Here is a 15971-nt window from a genome sequence, read left to right as displayed (position 1 = left end):
GTTGTGCGTCCTGCTGTTACAGGCCCAGTGCCTTGGCCTTGAGCGCGTCGTAATCGCTCTGGGTGATCAAGCCCAGGTCCAGCATTTCCTTGGCCTTCTTCAGCTTGGCGACCGGATCGTCGGCAGCCGGGGTGGCCGGCTGCTGCATGCCGCCGACACCGAACATGCCCGAGGCCATGCCGACACCGACCAGGCCCGCCGCACCGCCGTTCTCGCCGGCCGACTGGATGCCCTGGGCGACGCTGGCCTGCAGGTTGGAATTGCCGCGCGAACCGGACAGCGCATCGGCGCGCTGCACGGTCTTCAGCAGTTCGCGGGTGTTGGCGTCGTACTCGATCGAGACGATGGCGGTCTTGACGATGGCCAGGCCGCGGTCGGACTTCCACTGGTAACCCTGCTCGACGGCGGCCGACAGGCTCTGCGCGAAGCCCAGCGAGTCCTGCTGCAGCTTGGTGATGCGGTTGCCCTTGCCCGGATCGTTGGTATACAGGCTGAAGGCCGGGGCCAGCGAACCGACCACTTCATTGAACAGCTGGCTGGCAGCGGCGTTGTCCAGATCGGTGAAGTCGAACACCTGGCCCGGCCGCAGGTAGCTGGCCGGTACGAAATTCTTCACGAACAGGATCGGGTCGACGATCTTCAACGTGTACGAGCCGCGGGTGATCGCACCGACCTGGGTATTGAGGAAACCGTCGTCCCAGTAGATTTCCGACTGGGTGCCGAAGCGGTTGTCCGGCAATTCCTTCAGCGAGACGAAGTAGGCCGCCTGCTGCGCGCCCGGCTGGCCGCCGAACTTGAAGCGCTCCCAGCTCTGCTTGATGAAGGTGCTGACCAGGCCGTCGCCGGCGAAGATCGACTGCGAGTTCAGATCGTCGGAACGCCATTCGTAGCCACCCGGTTCGGCGACGAACGCGGTGATCGCGCCGTCCTGGAACAGCAGCAGGCCGTAACCTTCGGGCACGATGATTTTCGAGCCGTTGGTGATGATGTTGGACGAGCCGCTGGTGTTGGAGCCGCGGCCGGCATTGGTGCCCTGCGGCACCGCCGCGAACAGGGCGGCCGTGGACGGCAGGCCCGCCGGCACGGTGTAGAAGTCCTTCCACTGGTCGGCCAGCACACCGCCAACCGCACCCTTCACCGCCTGTACCAGACCCATGTCCAACTCCCTGTGATTCGAGGGCAGGCACCATGCCTGCCGAGCTGGACTGAATATAGCAGTGGCCGGGGGCGGCTGTGGTGCCGTTGGGTGAATGCCGTCGGTGCCTTCGACCGCTTGCGCCGAGATCGGCTCAGCGCGTCCGGGCAGTAGATTGATCTGGCATTCAGGCGCACCACCGGGACATAATCAGCCTGCCTCAAATGAGGCAATATCAACTTCAGAGTATCAACGGAAGAACAGGGGGATTCATGGATGTTATTCGCGTTCTGGTTGAAGAGCCTTCCGAGGGCAATGTAAGAAACGGCCTGGCATCGATGCGCTCCGGCATGGCGCGTGTGGTTGAAGTAGGCGCCATGGAAATGGACGATAGTGTCCGAAAGATGGCCGATCATTTCTCGAAGATGCTGGAGGATGGCTTTCTGGCGTCGACTTCAGTCGTTGTGGACGAAATCGAACTTTCGTTGGCCGTAACCGCAAGCGGCGGCGTTGAACTGCTCGGGAAGTTCTCGGCCGGAACCCAGGCGGGGCTCAAGCTCAAGCTCAAACGGAAGGGCTGATGGGATGAGTACTCAAGCCAGCAGTTTCATCGAACGTCGGAAGCAGGAACAGGATCACCCACTCGGAAAAGTGCGTCCCGAACTGATCGCTGAGATTGCCGAGGAGCTGGAACTACCTGTGGCAACTGGCTTGCCAGATGCCATCTGCCGGGTTCAGATGGTTCTTCGAGATCTGCGGCCGCTTCTTCCGGAGTCCATCATCAGCCGCCTTGACGATGGCCGGATCTCAGCTGCGGAGATCTGCGAGCACAACCCTGCCGTATACGTCCAGACGTTCCAGGACGGGAGTTACGGCATCGTGATGACCTCAGCGCTCCCCGAGTACCTCTATCGGGTCGCAAGACCTCTTTCCAGTGCGCTCATTCGTCTTGAAAGCAATCCTTCCATGGGGCTTGAGCTTGACGAGCTGGCACGCATTCTCAGCGAAATTGTCTGGTGGCAGTGCGAGGGCAGTTTCGGCCCTGACTACGAAATCTCAAAGCATCAGCGCATCTATGCCAGCGAGCTCGCCATGCGTGCTCAGCGTTTTCTGGTTGCACATGAACTCGCGCATGTGATGTGTGACGTCGAGGATAAGCTGCGAGAGGAGCGGCCAGAAGCCGTCGGCGCCGTGGAGGAGGAGCTTGTCTGCGACTACATCGCGGTGCAGCTCTCGATGCACGCCAGTTTGGCGCGTGATGATGATCCGAATTTCCACATGCTCAGCTATGCCGCTGCGGAGTTCGCGCTGCAGTCGTGGTCCTTGCTGGAACGCCTGGGCGATCGTGCGGCTGATGCCGGCACTCATCCTGCTCTCCCCGATCGGCTTGCGGCGATGCGAAGGGCTCTGCGCGATTGCTGTGAGGATGACGCGGCGTTCGAACAGATCGTCTTGGTTGCAGATCTGATCGATAGTGCGTTCTCCAGGGCTGCTGATCTGCTGCCAGACATCGAAGTGCGGTTCTCCGCCGAGGCCAATGCATTCGCAGACGACATCCATGCACTGCTTGATGAGTGCTCACTTGAAGACGTCCCTGACTACGCCCGATTCCGGGAAGAGATCAGGCCCATTCTGGGACGTGGTTATCCGGTGAAGCTTGTCGAGGCAGTGCTGAGTCCGGTGATCGATGGATTCTTCCTCGCGAATCGATCGGGATCGCCTGAATTCTCTGATGAAGAGATCAAGCGGCGCTTTCGCCGGATGAAGCTCCTCTATAGTCTGCAGGGAAACTATTCAAAGCCGATGGACACACTTCTGGAGTGTGTATTCAGCCGATACCGATAATGAGGGCAGGGCAGCCGGCCCAGCCATGCCGATGACTGGCTGGGACGAGCTGGTCAAGTAGCTACAACATGTACGGAATCTTGAACGCCAGCGTGAAGTCCGGCGCATCCGGGGTCAGCCCGATGCCCAGCAGCGTCACCAGCGTGGTGTGCTGGTTCAACGCATAAGTCACGCCCAGGTTCAGGGATGCCGCATTGGCATCACTGCCGATCACCTTCATCCACTTGCCGCCCTGGAAGCGGGTGGAGGCGCGGGCGCTGATGCGGTCACTGAAGGACAGGCTCAGGCTGGTCCGCTCGTTGAACGCAAAGGCCACGCCTGCGCCGAAGTACACCGAGCCACCCAGCTTCACGTCGCCCGGATTGACCGTGTCCGGATTGCTGTCGATGTCGTTGAATCCGCGCGGGATGGAGTGCACATAGCCGATGTTGGCGAACAGGATGGCCGGGTCGGCGGTCTTCACCATCGACAGGCCGAGGTTGGCCTGCCATACGCCGTTGCCGGTGGGCTGCTCGCGCGGCACGGCGAAGCGGATGTAGTCATCGTCATCGCGCTCGATCACCTTCCAGTCCAGGCCGTAGGGGGCGCGTCCGGTGGGGGCGGTGACGCCGGCCGTGAGCACGGTCTCCGGGCGCCAGCCGCGTTCGCCGAACAGCCGGTAGTTCGCGCTCAGGCCAATGTCGCCCAGGCCGTTGCCGTTGGTCTGCTCCTGCGCGATGGCGGCTGCTGCACCGCCGGCGCCGCCTTTCTGGTACACGGTGCGCCGCGCCAGGTAGGGCACATCCAGGTTGAGCGTCAAGTTCGGGCTGACGCCCCAGCGGGCCGCCACGTTGTAGGTCAGCGAGTCGGACTCCACATTCTCGATGGCGATATTGCCGAGGAAGATGGCGTCCAACGCGAGGAAGCCGTTGAGGGTGAGCTGCTTGCGGTCGTAGCGTGCGTAGGTGAGGCTGTTCTCGATGGTGAAGCGGCGCGAGAACAGGGCCGATTGCTGCTGCTTCACATCGTCCACGCTGCGGCGCGACTCCTGCCTGGCCTGTTGTGCTTCTGCGGCGGTACTGGCGTAACCCTCGCTGCTCGGTGGAACCGCGGCGGCCGCTGCCTGCGCCAATGGCGCGGCCGGCGGGGTCGAGGCTGGGCCAACCCGCCCGCCCAGGCGCGCCTGCATGGCCTGCACCTGCATGTCCAGTTCGCGCAACCGCCGCACTTCCTGTGCGTAGTTGGCCTTCAGCTGTTCCAGCTGGTTGGCCAGGGCCTGCACGTCAGCGCCATCGTCCGGCGTCGTCGGTGCAGCAAGGGCGGTGCCCGCCAGCGCCGCCAGCGCCAACGGGGTGATCCTCATCAGGGTGTGCATGTCCGTGTCCTGCGTTGTGGAGCGTTTCCCCCAATGCCGGGCCCTGCTACTGGCCCGGCCCCATGCCGCGGTTCAACGCAATCGCCTGGGCCACGTTCTGGCTCAACGGCAGATTGCCGCCCACGGCGTTGCGCACCAGCTCCAGCCGCAACTGGTTGCTGGCGATCTGGCCGTCACCGGCGAGGGCGATGCCCTGGCCGACGCTGCCATTGCGGATCCACTGCTGTACCAATCCCTGGCCGTCCACCTGCAGCAGCAGGCGTGCCTGGTTGCCTTCCAGCACCGCCGTCGCGCTGGCGCCGCCCTGCTGCGCGCTGACATTGCCTGCGCCATCAGAAAGAGCTGCCGGCACGCCACCCTCGCGAACCGTCAGCGTGGTGACGTTGCGCGCGAGATTGCCCTCGCCGGCCACCTGCACGCTCTGCACCAGACCGCTGGCGTTGGCCAGGCCGCTGCTGTCGATGCTGCGTCCGTGGGTATCGGGCAGCGGCGCATCGGCTGCCGTGACATGCACGCTGGGCTGGAAGCTGAGTTTCGGCGTGCCACCGCCACGGAAGTCCATGCCCAGGGTCAGGCGGCCCTGCAGGGTCGTGCCGTTGCTGGCCTGCCACTGCGACACCATGGTGACCCCGAACCAGGCGACGTTGTTGCCGCCCACGGTGTAGCGCCCCCGCATCAGGCTCAGCTCCGGATCGGGGATTTCCGTGAGGCCACGCCCGGTCCTGCCGTCGGCGGCCTGCAGGGGCAGGGCAGGGGCCATCAGCAGCAGAGCCATCCATACGTGTCGGCGGAACATGGTCGTACCTCCTCAGAACAGGTCGGCGTGGCTGAAGCCGAAGTCGACCAGTTCGGCATCGGTGATCGGCCCTTGCCGCGCGAAGAGCGCGCGGGCACTGGGCCGTTCGCTGGGTTGCAGAAGAGCGGTGTTGCGATCGAAGTCGCTGCCGATCACCACGAAGACCGCGCGCGATGGCCAGGCGGCCAGGAACTCCGGCAGCGCCAGGCTGCGGTTGCCGAGGATCGGGTCAGCCACTTCCACGATGCCGTTGCGCACCTGCTTGAGCACCACGAAATGGCGGAAACCGCGCACGTCCATCAACACCAGTCCCGGCACGCGAAGGGTGCGCAGTCGTGTTTCGTCGATGCGGTAGCCCCGGCCACGCATGCCCAGCGATTCCACGTAGCGCTTGATGTCGAGCAGGGAGAAGCCGCGTTCGGCCACCAGCGCTGGATCGGACACCCCCATCATCCCTTCAATCACCGTCGCCTCGTCGGTCTGCAGGTGGTAGGCGTGGCGCAGGATGGTCGCCAGCGCCGCAGCCCCGCAGCTGTAGTCGGTGTGCTGGCGTACCACGTTGCGGTAGCGCCGCTCCTGCATGCTCTCCACCTTCTGCTGCAGCAGCGCTCCATTGGGCAGTACGCCACTGAAGCGCACGTCGCCCGCCCACGCAGGAACAGTGGCCAGCAGCAACAGGCAGGCCAGCAGGCACATCGAAAGACGGCAACGGATCATCACAGTCTCCGGCAGCAGGGGGGAGCCCCTGCCCCAAGGGGGAGGAGGGACAGGGGCTCCCGGGAACCCGGCCATTGGCGGACGGCCGGGGTGTTGCGCTTACTCGCCGCTGCCACCACCGCCGCCGGTGCTGGGCTGGGCGACTGCCAGGGCCAGGCTGTTGGCCTGCAGGTTGCCGGTGACGGAAGCCACGTTCACGCCGATGTTGCCGGAGGCGCCGGAGAAGGCGCTGCCCGACAATGCCGAGGTGTTGGTCGCGTTGACGTTCACCCAGCGCGTGGTGCCGACCGTGCCGCTGAGGCTGGCATACAGGTCGGCCACGCCCAGTTCGACGAACTGGCTGGTGCCACTCTCACGCGTATCGAAGCCCAGGCCGCCCACCCCCGGCCGGTTGGGGTTCATCGTGGCGTTCTGGATCTGGTTGTCCAGGTCGATGTGGCCGGTGCTGTTGCCACCCGGGTGTGGCAGCTCGCCACTCCAGGTATCCAGATAGTAGTTGGCCATCTGGTAGGCGTTGCCGGTACCGCGGTAGGTGCCCGCGCCATAGGCCAGGGTCAGGCCACTGACGCCGCCACGCATGCCGACCTGCACGGTATCGGTGTAGGACTGCACGAAGCCGGCGTTGCTGACCGTGTTGCCGGTGGAGACCTGGTTGGAGCTGATGCTCGACTGGGCCACCGCCGTGGTCGCGACCGAGGCCGCGAGCGCGTTCTTCTGCTCGTTGTTGTTGCCAGAGGCGATGTTCACGCCGATGTTGCCGGACGCGCCGCCGAAAGCGTTGCCGCCAAGACCTGCGGCGTTGGTGACGCCGGAGTTCATGGTGGCGTTGCCGAAGCCGGCCTGGTTGACGAACACCTCGGCGTCAGCCATGCCGAAGCTGAAGGACGCATCGGCAGCGGACAACGACGCGGCATTGTCCTGGGCATTGTTGTCGCCGGAGACCACGTTGAAGCCGAGATTGCCCGATGCGCCGGCACCCACGCTGTCACCGATGGACGCACTGTTGGTGACCAGGCTGTTGCTGGTGGCGTTGTTGCTGATCGACTGGCGGTTGTCGATCACGGCAATGGCCGCCGAGTCGAGGTCGATGTCGCCGGTGATGTTCGGATCGCCGGAGAAATTGATGTCGGTGCTCATCCGCAGGTCCTTCTCCAGGTTCACGTCGACGCCGTGGTTGTTCTTCTCCTTGCGTTCGTCGGCCTGGATGTTGCTGTGCTTCTGCACATTGACGTTGACGGTGCGGTTGCGCACGTCGTTGTCGGTGTGGTTGTGCGTATCGTTGCGGGTTTCACTGACGGTGTGGTTGTGGTTGATGTTCGCGTTGGCGTTCTGGTTGTCCCAGCCATTGGCCGCAGCGGCGGTCGAGGCAGTGGCAATCGCCATGGCGAGCATGGTCTGTTTGACGGTCGCTTTCATGGTGCCCTCTCTCTCATCAGGTGGTGCATCGGTTGGGTGGTTGTCACGGGCGGTCCAGCACGACCAGGCCCAGTACGTTGGCCGTGTCGTTGCCGTTGCCCGCGATCTGATTGAGTTGCAGGACCCCGTCGAATCCCCGCAGCGCGGTGCTGGCTACACCGGCGCTGCGGGTGCCCGTCGCGACGCCGCGACCGGTGTCGTCCCGCCCCCCTGCCAACGCGGAACCCTCGGCGGCCAAGGCCGTATCGTCGGTTTCGCGTATGCCCTGTCGGGCCAGCGTCGCGCTGACGACGTTGAGCGTCGTGTTGGCGATGCCGCTGGCCTGGTTGATGGATGCGATGCCACTGGCACCGGCCAGCGCGTCACCGCCAATGAATGCAGTGGCCCGCAGCGGCCCGGACAGCACGCGGTTGCCCTGCTGCAGTTGCCGCGCATTGATCGCCACGTCGGCGCGATCGCCCTTGGCGATACCCCGCAGGTTGGCCTGCACATTGAGGTCGCCGGCGGCCTGGTTCACGGCGATGGCGCCATTCGCCCCGGCCAGTGCGTGGCCGTCGATCCGGGCCACGTCGAGATAGGCGAGCATGCCGCTGTAGTCATCGGCCCGGGTCGCCGAGGGCGCGGCAGCGAGCAGCAGAAGCACGCCGTGCAGGGGCTTCATTTTCCACCTGCCGGGGCCGTGCCCTGCAGCGGGAACTGGGCCAGTGCGCCGCGCACGGTATCGGCGATACCGCGGGTGCTGCTGCCGACCGCACCGAGCGGCCCACTCATGGCGCCCCCCAGGCTGCTGCCGACCATGCCGTCGCCACTGCGGCCCAGCGTGCCGCCCAAGGCCTGCTGGGTGACCCGTTCAACGGTGGTTCCGCCCGGCGCCGCGATGGACGCGGCCTGGCCGGCGCCCATGCCGGCATAGTCCTCATCGCTCAACTCGTCCATGCCGGTCGTCGTGCCGCCGACACCCAATGCGGCGGCGATCTCGCGCTGCGGCTTCGGGTCGGCAATCAGCGCCATGCCCGGTGGTGCCATGCGATAGGCCGGCCGCGCGGAGACGTCCCGCAACAGGACGATTTCGCCCGGTTGTGCCTTCACGCCCTGGCGGGCGCCCGATGCGGACGCGTCGGTGCCAACCGACAGCAGGGCTATTGCCAGCGCTGCGGCCAAGCCGCGAATCAGGGTGGTGCCGTCCATGCCGATCTCCCGCGATGGGGTGCGGCGGAACCACGCATCAACCGTGCCAACTTCGAAGCGCCCACGCGCCAACAGGGTGACCGTGCAGCACCTGGCCGGGTTGCTGCCATGCTGTTACAGGCACGTCGCGGAATTGTCGGGATTTCGAAGCGCCAGGCACCGCAGGGCAAGGGTTGCGGGCGACTGTCGCATCGGTGTTACAGGTGGCGTCGCCGTCTGCTACGGTGCCGCTTCAGCCAGGAATTTCTTGACGCACTGCTCATTGCGCCGCCGTTTAGGGAAGCGCTAGGATCCGCCCAACAAAGGCCACCCCGGTGGCCGTAGAGGTCCCGGCGGGGGGGCGGCACGCCGGTGATTGGCTGACAGTCCGCCGACGGTGTCCGGATGCTGGGGGAAGCATGGCAGCGGTCCCGGAGGCTTCTACGTCACGTTGCGTGCTCTGGTTTGGCGAGCCGCTGGCAAACGAGCGCAGTGCGCTGGCGGCAGCGGGCTGGTATGTGCGCAGCATCCATCCCGATCCCGCCATGGCGATTGGCCTGCGTGGGCGCGATCGTTTGCTCGCCGTGCTCGATCTGCGCCATCTCGATGCGGTCGCGCTGCAGCTGCTGGCGCCGTGGATCGAGCAGCACCAGCATCTACCCTGGCTCGCGGTACTGCCACCGGGTGCCGGACCCACATCGCCGCTTGGCTGCCGTTGCTGCAGCGATGCTGCGCGCGCTTCACGCTGCCGTTCGGCCTGCAGGACCTGGTCTGCGCAATGCGCCAGCAGTTCGACGCGGATGATCCGCCTGTCGACGCAACCTGCGGTGGGCACGGACCGCACGCGCTGATTGGCGAAAGCGCCGCGTTGCATGCGGTGCGCACGGTGCTGCACAAGTTTGCGCCGGTGGAGCTGCCGGTGCTGGTCACCGGTGAAACCGGTACCGGCAAGGAACTGGCCGCACACGCGCTGCATGCGCTGTCGGGGCGTGCCGGCAGGCCTTTCATTGCAGTGAACTGCGGTGCGATTCCGGCCAATCTGGTGCAGTCGGAGCTTTTCGGTCACGAACGTGGCTCGTTCACCGGTGCCGACAAGCGGCAGATCGGCGTGTTCGAATCGGCCCATGGCGGAACGGTGTTTCTTGATGAGGTGGGCGATCTGCCGGCAGAGGCACAGACCAGTCTGCTGCGCGTGCTGCAGGAGGGAACCTTCGAGCGCGTGGGCAGCAGCCAGCCGCTGCGCGCAGACGTACGTGTACTTGCCGCGACCCACGTCGAACTGGAACACGCGGTGGCGCAGGGGCGGTTCCGCAGCGATCTCTACTACCGTCTGAATGTGCTGCGCCTGCTGATGCCACCGCTGCGTGAGCGCGGCGCCGACGTGCAGCTGCTGGCCGAGCACTTCCTGCGCTGCTTCCGGCTGCGCCACGGCGTGCGTGCACGCGGCTTTGCACCGGCCGCAGTGCAGGCCATGCGGCGCTTCGACTGGCCCGGCAACGTACGCGAACTTCTCAACCGTGTGCAGCGTGCAGCGATCATGGCCGAAGGCGAGCTGATCAGTGAGCGTGACCTGGAGCTGGGCGCATCGGCGGCGGTCCTGCCAGCGGCGATGCTGCACGATGCACGGGGGCAGGCCGAGCGCGATGTGCTGCTGCAGACCCTGCGCCAGACCGGCTACAACGTCTCCGAGTGTGCGCGGCAGATGCAGATATCGCGGGTAACGGTGTATCGCCTGTGCCGCAAGCACCGGCTGGAGCTGCCTGCGCAGCGCTGATCAGCCGGCCGCGAGGTGCTTGAACAGGCGCAACGGCTTGCCCGCGACGCGCTCGATCACGCCCTTGGCTTCCAGGTCCGGCTGCACGGCCTTCAACCACCAGCCAGCGGTGGCACCTGCCGGAAACAGGGTGGCGGGCAGATGTGGCAGCAGTGCCTGTTTTGCCTGCGCAACGGTCAGGCCGGGCGGTTGCGAAGGCAGGGCCCGCAGCAAGGCATGGCGCATGGCGAGATACTTGGCGCGATCCACACGCTGGATGTGCCCGGGCGTGGTGATGCTCTCGATCTCGATCCGCTCGGGTTCAGACATGGGTATCTCCCGCGACTTCGATGCGCGGGCTGCGGAAGCCCATGGCGATCCACGCCTCCATCAGGCGGGCGTAGAACCGCAGCGAGTGGGTTCTCAGGTTCGGCACATCGTCCGGAAGGACAGACGGGTCAGGAAGATCACTGACCATCGTCCGCATCTCCACGGCGGGTCTTGCCGACGCCGGCCACAACAGGCCATACAGGCTCAGCCAATGGCCACCGCTGAACTCCAGGAACAGCGGTGTATTGCAGCATCCCGCCACGACGCGGCGGCTGCCGCCCCTGCTGGACAACCGCAACGCGCGCAGCATGGCATGTCCGGCATCGATGCTGACGCGATCCTTGCGGTGCATTACGAAGAGCGTCTGCCCGTCCGGGCCCAGGACGTCCGGCGCTCGGGGCATCGACTGCAGCATGGCGCCGGCCTTGCGGCAGCTGTCGCAGCAGCATTCGACGGTGGCAATGGGTTGGCCCGTGGCGGTCAGGCGCACCTGGCCGCAGGCGCAGGCAAGGGACTGGTGTGAGGCCATCTGCGTTTTCTCCTGGGGTTTCATCCTCTCGACGAACCGGAGCGCCGAAAATCGACAGCATCTGCCTTCAAGGGCGCATCATCCGATAGCGGATGCGGTACAGGTCCAGCCCTGCACCGTCCGCGCGCCGCGCCGAATAGGTCAAGGTGTCGGGTTGCGAGCCATCCAGCATCGCGCCGTAGCTGTCGCCGGAGGCCTCGTTCAAGGGGGAGGGCAATGCAAGGCCCGCGTCATACCGGCCTCCACGCGCGTAGGCAATGAACTGGCGTACCGGTGCACTGCCGAAGTCCAGGGCGCGGGCAAACACCAGCGCCCGGCCGTCGCCCAGGAAGGTGGCATCGAACTCCTGCACTGCGGTATTGAGGTCTCCCGGCAGCGGCCGTGCCGGCTGCGCCATGCCACGGACCATCGCTGCGACGTAGAGGTCATGGCCACCCGCACCGCCTGCGCGATCGCTGGAGAACAGCAGCGTGGCTGCGTCGGGCGAGAGCATCGGCGCGAATTCATCGGCCGCGCTGTTCACTGCCGGGCCGAGATTGACCGGCTCCCCGAATCGACCGTCGCTCCCCATGCTGACCCGGTACAGATCGTCGCCGCCCTGGCCGCCTGCGCGATCCGAACAGAAATACACCACGCGGCCATCGGCGGAAAAGGCGGGATCGAAGTCGCGCCCCGGCGAGTTGAACGGCACCGGCATCGCCGGCCGCCAGCGCTGCCCATCGTTGCGGGAGACCCAGATGTCATACCCGCCTGGACCGCCGGGCCGGTTGCGGCTGAACCACAGTGCGGTTCTACCGTCCGGGCTCAAGGTCAGTCGAATCTCGTCGTATTGCGTGGATGCAACGCCCGGGGCGAAGCGCTCGGCGGGGCCGACGATCCGCAGCACCCTGGATGGAGGCGCGGGAGGCGACGCAGCAACCAGCAGCATCATGGCCAGCAGCGCCTTCATGCCTGTCGCTCGAAGTCGCTGACCCAGTTGGTTTCCCAACTGCGTCCACCATCGGTCGAGGCCGCCTGTTCCCAGCGCGCCGAGCGCGGCGTGATGCGTGACCAGATCACCCGTGTCTGGATTGTTCGACCGTCGTGCTGGTCTTCGCCGAAGAAGCGGCCGACACCGGCCTGGAAACCACCGCGCAGTGGCGCGCCGATCCGGGTTGGCTCCCGGCCATCCAGCCACCAGCTCAGCCAGTGCCGCTCCGCCGCATTCCAGGCGCGGATGCCCATGCCGCGCAGCGGCGCTTCAGGCATGTCCATCAGGTTGTCACCCACGTTGCCGAATCCTCCCAGGACCGGCCAGTTGTGCAGGGTGCCGTTGAACGCGTCCCATGCATTGCTGCCTGCCAGCCGAGCGCGCAGGCGACGATGGCGCACGTTCCAATGGCCCACCAGGAAATCAAAATCGCCCGGTGCATCCGGCAGCTTCGGAAGCGGAGAGGGGACCGCAGCAGTGCGGCGGAACCAGTTGCGCCAGTTCACTTCCCAGTGCGCACCGGCATCGTCGGAGAACGCCTGTTCCCACCACGGCTCCTCGCCGTGGATGTCATGCCAACGGAACCAGACCTCGATGGGGCGCCCGTCGATCCGGTCGGTGCCGCGGAAGCTGCCGGCATCGCCCTTGAAAGCGCCGCGCACAGGGGCTTCGATATGGGCAGGGTTGCGGCCATCGATCCACCAGATCGACCAGGTGGAAGACACCGGATCGAATGCGCGCACGCCCAGGCCCCTGTAGGCGCCCGAAGGCAGCGCCATGACGTTGTCATCGATGGTGCCGAGTCCGCCCAAGGTGAGCCAGACCGCGCTGGAACCCGTGAAGGACTCCCAACGGGTATCGCCGATCAGGCGCTCCTTCAGGCGTCGGTGCCGGACCTGCCAGTTGCCCTGCAACCATTGCCAGTCTTCGCTGTGGCTGGGCAGGGCCCACCCGGAGGGCAGCGCCGTAGATGCCGCCGCGGCGGCCAGGGTGGCCAGGAACTGCCGTCGATCCATGTGCGTGATCCCCTGTCGAAGGTGCCTCCATCGTTGCGCGTACCAGGGGGATTGACCACGCAGATATCGGGGCTCAGGCTAAGTCACACTTATGGTCACCCAACGCCAGCTGCCATCGCTTGCCGCCATCCGTGCCTTCGAGGCGGCGGCGCGGCTGGGCAGCTTCGCGCGCGCCGCCGAAGAGCTTGACACCAGTGCGGCGTCGGTGAGCTACCACGTGCGGCGGCTGGAGGTCCAGACCGGGATCTGCCTGTTCCTGCGCCACGCACAGCACGTGGAACTGACGGTGGCGGGTGCCAGCGTCGCCCAGGAGGCGACCCGGGCATTCGATGCACTGCGCGCCAGCTTCATGCGCGCCGCTGACAGGGATGCGGCGCGACTGCGCCTGTCCGTGCTGCCGACGCTGGGCACCAGTTGGCTGACGCCGCGGCTGGGCACGTTCCGCGCCCGCCACCGGCAGTTCGTGCTGGAACTGGACCTGTCGGCAGCGCCGCAGGATCTGGCCGCCGGTCACTTCGATGCCGCCATCCGCAATGGCCAGGGCGAATGGCCGGGTCTTCAGGCAACTCCCTTGTTTCCCAGCGTGTTCACACCGTTGTGTGCGCCGGCGCTGCTGCACGAGGCGCGTGGGCTGGGCAGCAGCGCGCTGGAGATTCCCCTGCTCGGGCGGCCGGACTGGTGGGCCCTGTGGTTTGCCGCGCACGGGCACATTCCACCGCCGGCACCGGAGAGTTTCGTCGTGCCCTTTGCTGTCGAGCATCTGGATGTCGGCGCCGCGATCGCCGGGCAAGGCATCGCCATTGGCTCGCCGATCCTGTTCCAGGCCGAGCTGGACAGCGGGCGGCTGGTGCAGGCGCATCCGGGCGTCGCCAGCGACGGTCGCAGCTTCTGGTTCGTGGCACCCACGGCGCGAAATGGCAGTGCCAAGGTCATTGCATTGCGTGACTGGCTGGTCGAGCAGGCCGCTGAGGCGCGGCACGCGGCACGCCACTACCTGGCCCAGGCGGTGGTGCCATGAACCAGAGCCCCGAACTGCTGCGGCGCCTGCTGCGTGCCAAGGACCGGATGGACCGCGCCAGCCATGAGGAATGGCCGGTCGCGCGCCTGGCCGAGGTCAGTGCGGTGTCGCCGGCGCACTTCGCCCGTTCGTTCAAGCAGGCCTTCGGGCTGCCACCGCACCGCTATCTCCTCAGCCGGCGCATCGAACGGGCCGTGGCGATGTTGCGTGACACCGAGTTGCCGGTCACCGAAATCGCCGCGCAGACCGGGTGGAGCAGCCTGGGTACCTTCGGCCGCATCTTCCGTGACATCACCGGTGACAGCCCGGGCAATGTGCGTGAGCGTGAGCGTGCGGGCCAGGCGGCGTCGGCCAGCGTGCCGGAATGCCATGCACGCGCCGCGCAGCGCCCGGACCTGAAGATCGCAGTTTTGGAGAAGCGCCGCCGCGAGGCGGTTGCTAACGTGGACCCCACCTGAGGGAGGTCCCATGACGAACACTGTGAACACAGTCGGCCTGTATGTGCGCGACCAGGATGAGGCGCTGGCGTTCTACGTCGGCAAGCTCGGCTTCGAAGTGCATACCGACGTACGCAATGGCAGCTACCGATGGCTGACGGTACGCAGCCCGGGCCAGGACGGTTTCCAGCTGGGCCTGTTCGTGCCAGGCCCGCCCACCCACGACGCCGCTACCGCGCTTTCGCTGCAGCAGCTGGTGGCCAAGGGCGCAATGCCGCCGCTGGTGCTGGCCGTGGATGACTGCCAGGCGCGCTACACGCAATGGCTGGCACAGGGCGTGGAATTCACCCAGGAGCCGATCGAGCGCTATGGCGCCGTCGACGCCGGATTCCGTGACCCATCAGGCAATGGCTGGAAGATGATCGAAGCCCGTTCCGAAGCGAGGCGCCGGCAATGAGCCGCGGTGGCTGGGCACGGCCCGTGCATCGTTGGACCTCGATCGTGTTCACCCTGGCGGTGATCGCCAACTTCGCCGTTCGCGGGCTGGGGCAGGGCGAACCTGCAGCGTGGATCACCTATTCGCCGCTGCCGCCGCTGTTCCTGCAACTGTTCACCGGCCTGTACCTGTTCGCGCTGCACTACGCCGGAAAGCGCCGCAGCGCCGCACTGGGCACCGCGGGCTGAGCAGAGTCAGGTGACGGCGTCCACCGCGTAGGCGGCAAGCAGGCCCGGCAGCTGGTCCATGCGCTGGAAAATCACCTTTGCACCGACTGCGCGCAGGGCTTCAGGTGTACTGTGGTGCGGGCCACCCTCACTGAAGCCGAACACGGTGGCGCCTGCGGCAACGCCGGCAGTGGCGCCGGTGACGGTGTCCTCGATCACTGCACAGCGCGTCGGGTCGACGCCCAGCGCTGCAGCTGCAGCCAGGTACACGTCCGGGTGCGGCTTCGTGCGCGGCATGTCCTGGCCACTGAACACATGGGCACCGAAGGCATCAAGGATGCCGACCTTGCCCAGCTGCAGCTTCACCTTGTGCAGGTCGGCACCGGAAGCGCAGGCGATCCGCCCGCCGGTGGCTGCAGCGATCGCACGCACGGCCTCGGGTGCCCCCTGGATCGCTTCAAGGTCACGTTCCAGTGCCCGGTTGCGCTGATGGCGGAACTCCTCCAGCCATTCCTCGGTGAACGGCTTGCCGGTGCGCTCTGCGATCAGCCCTGCCAGATGGGCCACGGACTGGCCGAGGAAGACTTCACCCGCCTGCGCCGGGGTCAGCGGCCAGCCGCGTGCGGTCAGCATTTCCGAGAGAACGCGGGCGACCAGCGGCTCGGAATCGACGAGTACGCCGTCGCAGTCGAACAGCACGGCATCGAAGGGGAAACGGGACATCTACAGCTCCAGGGGGCAATGCGGTGGTGCAATTGCCCGCCATTTTCCCACAGCCATCCCTGTGTGGCACCCGGACTGGGTGCCACCCATTCCCGGCCGGCC

18 protein-coding genes and 1 pseudogene are annotated in these 15971 nt (G+C 66.2%); 7 read left to right on the top strand and 12 right to left on the bottom strand.

Annotation, left to right across the window (positions count from 1 at the left end):
- Positions 1-16: 16 nt before the first annotated feature.
- The gene (locus tag AC5P60_RS05100; RefSeq protein ID WP_005409782.1) at positions 17-1156 is read right to left on the bottom strand and encodes an SPFH domain-containing protein; all 1140 of its coding nucleotides are present in this window, start codon (positions 1154-1156) and stop codon (positions 17-19) included.
- A gap of 251 nt (positions 1157-1407) precedes the next feature.
- Here AC5P60_RS05100 and AC5P60_RS05095 point away from each other — a divergent pair, with 251 nt between their 5' ends.
- Together AC5P60_RS05095 and AC5P60_RS05090 are read left to right on the top strand one after the other, a co-directional pair.
- Positions 1408-1716 carry a Pepco domain-containing protein gene (locus AC5P60_RS05095; protein ID WP_049433520.1) on the top strand — a complete coding sequence of 103 codons (309 nt, stop codon included), beginning with the start codon at positions 1408-1410 and terminating at the stop codon, positions 1714-1716.
- Positions 1717-1720: 4 nt separating this feature from the next.
- Positions 1721-2980, top strand: a complete 1260-nt coding sequence (locus tag AC5P60_RS05090) for a phage exclusion protein Lit family protein (protein ID WP_049433519.1) — start codon at positions 1721-1723, stop codon at positions 2978-2980.
- 61 nt (positions 2981-3041) lie between these two features.
- Here the strand turns inward: AC5P60_RS05090 and AC5P60_RS05085 are convergent, their stop codons facing one another.
- The 6 genes from AC5P60_RS05085 to AC5P60_RS05060 form a co-directional block, all read right to left on the bottom strand.
- The gene (locus AC5P60_RS05085; RefSeq protein ID WP_033834264.1) at positions 3042-4334 is read right to left on the bottom strand and encodes a transporter; all 1293 of its coding nucleotides are present in this window, start codon (positions 4332-4334) and stop codon (positions 3042-3044) included.
- Positions 4335-4380: 46 nt separating this feature from the next.
- The gene (locus AC5P60_RS05080; RefSeq protein WP_483693165.1) at positions 4381-5130 is read right to left on the bottom strand and encodes a hypothetical protein; all 750 of its coding nucleotides are present in this window, start codon (positions 5128-5130) and stop codon (positions 4381-4383) included.
- 12 nt (positions 5131-5142) lie between these two features.
- Entirely contained in the window at positions 5143-5847 is a 705-nt protein-coding gene (locus AC5P60_RS05075; RefSeq protein ID WP_012480358.1) for a C39 family peptidase, read from the bottom strand.
- A 99-nt stretch (positions 5848-5946) separates the two neighbouring features.
- Positions 5947-7263 (bottom strand): FapB/FapC family functional amyloid domain-containing protein, encoded by a 1317-nt coding sequence (locus AC5P60_RS05070; protein WP_495201696.1) that lies wholly within the window; start codon positions 7261-7263, stop codon positions 5947-5949.
- 43 nt (positions 7264-7306) lie between these two features.
- Positions 7307-7924, bottom strand: a complete 618-nt coding sequence (locus AC5P60_RS05065) for a FapB/FapC family functional amyloid domain-containing protein (RefSeq protein WP_033834261.1) — start codon at positions 7922-7924, stop codon at positions 7307-7309.
- Positions 7921-8451, bottom strand: coding sequence for a FapA family amyloid fibril periplasmic chaperone (locus AC5P60_RS05060; RefSeq protein WP_033834313.1), 531 nt, complete (start codon positions 8449-8451; stop codon positions 7921-7923). The genes AC5P60_RS05065 and AC5P60_RS05060 overlap by 4 nt, the downstream gene beginning before the upstream one ends.
- 398 nt (positions 8452-8849) lie before the next feature.
- Between AC5P60_RS05060 and AC5P60_RS05055 the strand changes: the two are divergent.
- Positions 8850-10204: pseudogene (locus AC5P60_RS05055) on the top strand (sigma-54 dependent transcriptional regulator).
- Here the strand turns inward: AC5P60_RS05055 and AC5P60_RS05050 are convergent.
- The 4 genes from AC5P60_RS05050 to AC5P60_RS05035 form a co-directional block, all read right to left on the bottom strand.
- The gene (locus tag AC5P60_RS05050) at positions 10205-10513 is read right to left on the bottom strand and encodes a DUF6958 family protein (protein WP_483693162.1); all 309 of its coding nucleotides are present in this window, start codon (positions 10511-10513) and stop codon (positions 10205-10207) included.
- Complete coding sequence (locus tag AC5P60_RS05045) at positions 10506-11042, bottom strand: GFA family protein (RefSeq protein WP_483693160.1); 537 nt, start codon at positions 11040-11042, stop codon at positions 10506-10508. The genes AC5P60_RS05050 and AC5P60_RS05045 overlap by 8 nt, the downstream gene beginning before the upstream one ends.
- Positions 11043-11109: 67 nt before the next feature.
- Positions 11110-11991 (bottom strand): TolB family protein, encoded by an 882-nt coding sequence (locus AC5P60_RS05040; protein WP_483693159.1) that lies wholly within the window; start codon positions 11989-11991, stop codon positions 11110-11112.
- On the bottom strand, positions 11988-13028 hold the full coding sequence (locus AC5P60_RS05035; RefSeq protein WP_483693157.1) for a hypothetical protein: 1041 nt from the start codon (positions 13026-13028) through the stop codon (positions 11988-11990). The genes AC5P60_RS05040 and AC5P60_RS05035 overlap by 4 nt, the downstream gene beginning before the upstream one ends.
- 91 nt (positions 13029-13119) lie before the next feature.
- On the opposite strand from AC5P60_RS05035, the gene AC5P60_RS05030 reads away from it, so the two are divergent.
- Genes AC5P60_RS05030 through AC5P60_RS05015 form a run of 4 tightly spaced genes read left to right on the top strand, consistent with a single transcriptional unit; the run spans position 13120 to position 15167 of the window.
- Positions 13120-14046, top strand: coding sequence for a LysR substrate-binding domain-containing protein (locus AC5P60_RS05030; RefSeq protein WP_049403750.1), 927 nt, complete (start codon positions 13120-13122; stop codon positions 14044-14046).
- Positions 14043-14504: a helix-turn-helix domain-containing protein gene (locus tag AC5P60_RS05025; protein WP_005409769.1), complete on the top strand. Its 462-nt coding sequence runs from the start codon at positions 14043-14045 to the stop codon at positions 14502-14504. The genes AC5P60_RS05030 and AC5P60_RS05025 overlap by 4 nt, the downstream gene beginning before the upstream one ends.
- A 10-nt stretch (positions 14505-14514) precedes the next feature.
- Entirely contained in the window at positions 14515-14940 is a 426-nt protein-coding gene (locus AC5P60_RS05020; protein WP_049450762.1) for a VOC family protein, read from the top strand.
- Positions 14937-15167: a hypothetical protein gene (locus AC5P60_RS05015; RefSeq protein ID WP_033834252.1), complete on the top strand. Its 231-nt coding sequence runs from the start codon at positions 14937-14939 to the stop codon at positions 15165-15167. Before AC5P60_RS05020 ends, AC5P60_RS05015 begins: the two co-directional genes overlap by 4 nt.
- Positions 15168-15173: 6 nt before the next feature.
- Here the strand turns inward: AC5P60_RS05015 and AC5P60_RS05010 are convergent, their stop codons facing one another.
- Positions 15174-15869 carry an HAD family hydrolase gene (locus AC5P60_RS05010; RefSeq protein WP_483693155.1) on the bottom strand — a complete coding sequence of 232 codons (696 nt, stop codon included), beginning with the start codon at positions 15867-15869 and terminating at the stop codon, positions 15174-15176.
- Positions 15870-15971: the final 102 nt, after the last annotated feature.

Source organism: Stenotrophomonas sp. YJH_SMC_120, assembly GCF_059368675.1.
The sequence above is the reverse complement of the archived record's forward strand: the minus strand, read 5'-3'. Positions and strand labels throughout refer to the sequence as shown.

Coding starts and splice junctions, on each gene's coding strand:
- AC5P60_RS05100 (WP_005409782.1), bottom strand. CDS start 1,156: ATGGGTCTGGTACAGGCGGTGAAGGGTGCGGTTGGCGGTGTGCTGGCC.
- AC5P60_RS05025 (WP_005409769.1), top strand. CDS start 14,043: ATGAACCAGAGCCCCGAACTGCTGCGGCGCCTGCTGCGTGCCAAGGAC.
- AC5P60_RS05030 (WP_049403750.1), top strand. CDS start 13,120: ATGGTCACCCAACGCCAGCTGCCATCGCTTGCCGCCATCCGTGCCTTC.
- AC5P60_RS05085 (WP_033834264.1), bottom strand. CDS start 4,334: ATGCACACCCTGATGAGGATCACCCCGTTGGCGCTGGCGGCGCTGGCG.
- AC5P60_RS05035 (WP_483693157.1), bottom strand. CDS start 13,028: ATGGATCGACGGCAGTTCCTGGCCACCCTGGCCGCCGCGGCGGCATCT.
- AC5P60_RS05070 (WP_495201696.1), bottom strand. CDS start 7,263: ATGAAAGCGACCGTCAAACAGACCATGCTCGCCATGGCGATTGCCACT.
- AC5P60_RS05040 (WP_483693159.1), bottom strand. CDS start 11,991: ATGAAGGCGCTGCTGGCCATGATGCTGCTGGTTGCTGCGTCGCCTCCC.
- AC5P60_RS05060 (WP_033834313.1), bottom strand. CDS start 8,451: ATGGACGGCACCACCCTGATTCGCGGCTTGGCCGCAGCGCTGGCAATA.
- AC5P60_RS05050 (WP_483693162.1), bottom strand. CDS start 10,513: ATGTCTGAACCCGAGCGGATCGAGATCGAGAGCATCACCACGCCCGGG.
- AC5P60_RS05065 (WP_033834261.1), bottom strand. CDS start 7,924: ATGAAGCCCCTGCACGGCGTGCTTCTGCTGCTCGCTGCCGCGCCCTCG.
- AC5P60_RS05015 (WP_033834252.1), top strand. CDS start 14,937: ATGAGCCGCGGTGGCTGGGCACGGCCCGTGCATCGTTGGACCTCGATC.
- AC5P60_RS05045 (WP_483693160.1), bottom strand. CDS start 11,042: ATGGCCTCACACCAGTCCCTTGCCTGCGCCTGCGGCCAGGTGCGCCTG.
- AC5P60_RS05075 (WP_012480358.1), bottom strand. CDS start 5,847: ATGATCCGTTGCCGTCTTTCGATGTGCCTGCTGGCCTGCCTGTTGCTG.
- AC5P60_RS05010 (WP_483693155.1), bottom strand. CDS start 15,869: ATGTCCCGTTTCCCCTTCGATGCCGTGCTGTTCGACTGCGACGGCGTA.
- AC5P60_RS05080 (WP_483693165.1), bottom strand. CDS start 5,130: ATGTTCCGCCGACACGTATGGATGGCTCTGCTGCTGATGGCCCCTGCC.
- AC5P60_RS05020 (WP_049450762.1), top strand. CDS start 14,515: ATGACGAACACTGTGAACACAGTCGGCCTGTATGTGCGCGACCAGGAT.
- AC5P60_RS05090 (WP_049433519.1), top strand. CDS start 1,721: ATGAGTACTCAAGCCAGCAGTTTCATCGAACGTCGGAAGCAGGAACAG.
- AC5P60_RS05095 (WP_049433520.1), top strand. CDS start 1,408: ATGGATGTTATTCGCGTTCTGGTTGAAGAGCCTTCCGAGGGCAATGTA.